This window comes from Flavobacterium sp. (assembly GCF_036759525.1).
In the GTDB taxonomy this organism is placed as follows: domain Bacteria; phylum Bacteroidota; class Bacteroidia; order Flavobacteriales; family Flavobacteriaceae; genus Flavobacterium.
The window spans coordinates 1-3,570 of record NZ_DAIOUN010000032.1; the positions used below are offsets into that span (position 1 = coordinate 1).

A 3,570-nucleotide genomic window follows, 5' to 3' on the forward strand; every position below is an offset into this window, starting at 1 on the left:
CATCAAAACAAATCTCAGGGGCTCCCGGATTCGTAGTAAACTCTGAATCGTCACAGTCATCAGCATTGGATACATAACCAAAAGGAGCTTCACAACTCAATAAAGGTTCATTAACATCACCATAACCATCCAAATCAGCATCTAAATAATATAAGGTAGCCAAAGTAACACCCAATACAAGAGTATTGTTAGAAGTAACTTCTAAAACTGTAGAACTGGCATCAGTACGCTCAACTGAAACAACAGATAAAGTAACCCCTTGTTCAGAAGCTCCTAGAACCAAAGAAACAGTAGCCGTTCCGGTAGCAGAAGCCGTTACGCCTTGAAAGTAAGCTGGAGAACCACCGCCAAGGGTATAGCCAATAGTAGAGACACTATTGGGCAATAAACCACTTACTGTAAACGAAACCTCAGACCCTTCACACAACACTTCATTTTGAGTAATGCCACCAAAAGTGGGCTCAGACACCAAAGTAGTGGTGGAAATAACATTAGAATTTTCAGAAGTACTGTTGGCTGAAGTAGCACGAACTTGATAATAATATGTGGTATTATCAGTCAAACCAACAACAGGATAAGATGTAACAGAACCTACATTCAAAGATTGATAACCCGGAACAAAATCAGGGGTAAAAGTGGTTACATCAGCAGACAATAAAATGGTATCGATTCCAACACCACGAGAACCGGTAGCACTAGGTACGGTAAAACGCAAACGTACAGTAGAACCAATATAGGCCGTTAAATTAAAAGGAGATACCGCAGTTAAAGTAGTACCACCCGCTGTACGAGTACCTAAATCTACCCAAGAATTACCATTGTTGGTAGACACCGACACTAAAATTTGATTGCTGTTTCCGGTTACCCCACCAAAAGTACGAATTTGGAAACCTAAACTAGGATCAGTAACATCGGTTAAATCAACCGGAGGACTAATTAATGAGGAAGTAGTAGACAATAAACTAATATATCCAGACTGTTGGTTTACCGCATTTTCTACCCATCCGGTGGTACCCACAGTTCCATCGTTAGTTAATAAAGGAGCATCCGAATCAATCGTAGTAATTCCAAAATCAGCAGAAGTACTTACATCTAATAAATAAGCACTAGCTCCGCTTACAGCTTCCCAATTCGCCACAAACGAACTTGAAGTAATTGAAGTAGCAGCAAGAGCTTCAGGTGCTTCGATAGCCGAAGTAGTGAAAGTTAATACACTTCCGTAAACCAATCCGGTAGCATCTTCAGCAAAAGCTTGGTAATAATACAAAGTACCCGGAGTCAAATTCGTAGCCGTTCCTCCAAGAGCAATAACAGTAGCCCCACTCAAATTTGAAGCAGTACTATACGCTACGCCACTGGTTAAAACACCACTACAACCGGGCGTAACCGTTCCGGATAATGTAGCTGTTGTCGAAGTTACCTCGGCATCTCCGGTAGCAACCTGTACAGGGGTATTGATACCAGATCCGGTTATAGACACTTCAAAATCGGGAGACAATCCGGCTCCGGATAGAGTAGCAACCGCTTCAAAAGAACCGGTTGTACTTGGAGTGAATCGCACCCAAACCGTTTGACCGGTTACCGTTGAAGAAGCATTAGCAATAACTAAAGGATTGATGTATACTCCGTTTTCTGTTAAAGAAAAAGCCAACTCCGTAGCGGTAGAAGACACACTTAAATCAGTCGGATTTAAGAACGCTCCGTCAAATACAAAAGAAGTAAACGCACTAGTTTGACTTCCTGTAGTACATACCCCTTCAAACGCAGGAGCATCACCCACCAAAGTCAAATTAGGCAAATTGGATAAGGTAGTAAAAGTAAATACCGCTCCATAAGTGGTTCCTTGTTCGTTGGTCGCAAAAGCACGATACGAATAAGTAGTATTAACAGCCAAAACTGAACCGGTAGGTAGCGAAAACGAACCTCCAAAGGGAGCATTGGCAAATAAGGTAGTAACAAATTCTCCACCCAAAGCAGGCTCAGAATCTAAACTGGTTACTGCATAAACGATACCGCTTTGAGAAACGGCACTGTCACCAGCGGCAACTATAGAACCTCCTAAATTAGCCGAAGATAAAGTAACCTCAGTTGCTTCAGCATCGGTAGTTATAGCAGGAGCATATGCAATCACAGTAGCTTCAGAAACGGCACTTTGACAACCATTAGCATCGGTAACGGTTACAGTATACGAACCGGAAGCTGATGCAGTAATTGTAGAAGTAGTAGCAGAAGTGGACCACAAATACGAAGTACCTCCAGAGGCAGTCAATACTTGACTGGTACCGGCGGGTAAAACTAAAGTGCCTGAAGGACTAATAGTCGCAACAGGTAAGGCATTTACAGTCACTTGACGCTGACCTGTCGACCAAGCTCCGGCACATCCTAATGGAGTAACGTAGCTGGCAAAAGTAGCATCAGCAGTTAATGCGTCAGGAGAGAATGAACTTCCGGTTCCCACTAAGTTCCATCCCTCTGGAATAGCGGTTCCGGTAGGTGCTGTGGTAATTCCGTCAAATTGATACCAAGAATACGTATAAGAACCAGTACTTCCGCTAGCTGCACTCACAGAGATTGAAGCAGGCTCAACACCTGAACATACGGTTTCTGTGGATACAGTGGTTGAACAAGAATTAGCAGCAGAAGAACTATTTCGTGGATTAGCGGCTAAATTAACCACAAAATCATTCAAGTTATTTTGAGTATCTGTACAACCGCCATTCAAACGTTGGTACGAATTTACGTTACCGCTAACTGAACTAGAAGGCTGACCTTCAAAAGCTGAAGCGGTTGAACCGTATCCAAGTAAATCGATTACCGTACTGGAGGCATTAAGCAAACGAACTTTACCTGCAGTTCCCGACATGTTTACAGCATTATTTAAAACATTGGTAGTTGGCAAGTTAGAACCGTTAGCTCCGGAAGCCAAACCTATCAAATAATACCCTCCGGGTGCGATAGAGCCGGTTAAAGTGGTGGCATTTCCAAAAACTCCGGTGGCTGAAGCATATTCTACAGTCCATCCCGTTAAAGTTACAGAGGATGCCGTAGGATTGAACAATTCAATGAAGTCACGATTGTAAGAAGCACCGGTATTTCCACCACCGCCATACACTTGACTAATCACTACATGGGTTCCATAAGCAGTTGTTGTTATTCCGGAAACCGTTCCCGGAACCAAAGCGGTATTTACAGTAACGGATACTGCGGCAGAGGCCGGACTTGTACATCCATTACCGTCGGTCACCACTACACTATAGGAACCATTGGTACCCACTACAATGCTTGAAGTAGTAGCACCGGTTGACCACAAATAACTAGCCGCAGGAGAAGCCGTTAAAGTAACCGTTTCACCAAAACACAAAGTAGTAGAACCGGATGGGGTTACCGTAGGTGCAGCAGGTAAATCATAAACCAAAACCACTACAGCTTCAGATGCTTCACTCTCACAGCCATTAACAGTAGTTACTACCGTATAAGAACCACTTTGAGTCACTACAATCGAAGGCGTAGTAGCCCCGGTTGACCACAAATAACTAGCCGCAGGAGAAGCCGTTAAAGTTACCGATCCAC

General features: G+C 43.4%; 1 protein-coding gene. It reads right to left on the reverse strand.

The features are described 5' to 3' along the window. The coding region (locus tag V7M80_RS12965; protein WP_333696768.1) for a lamin tail domain-containing protein at nucleotides 1-3,570 on the reverse strand (3,570 nt) is incomplete at both ends.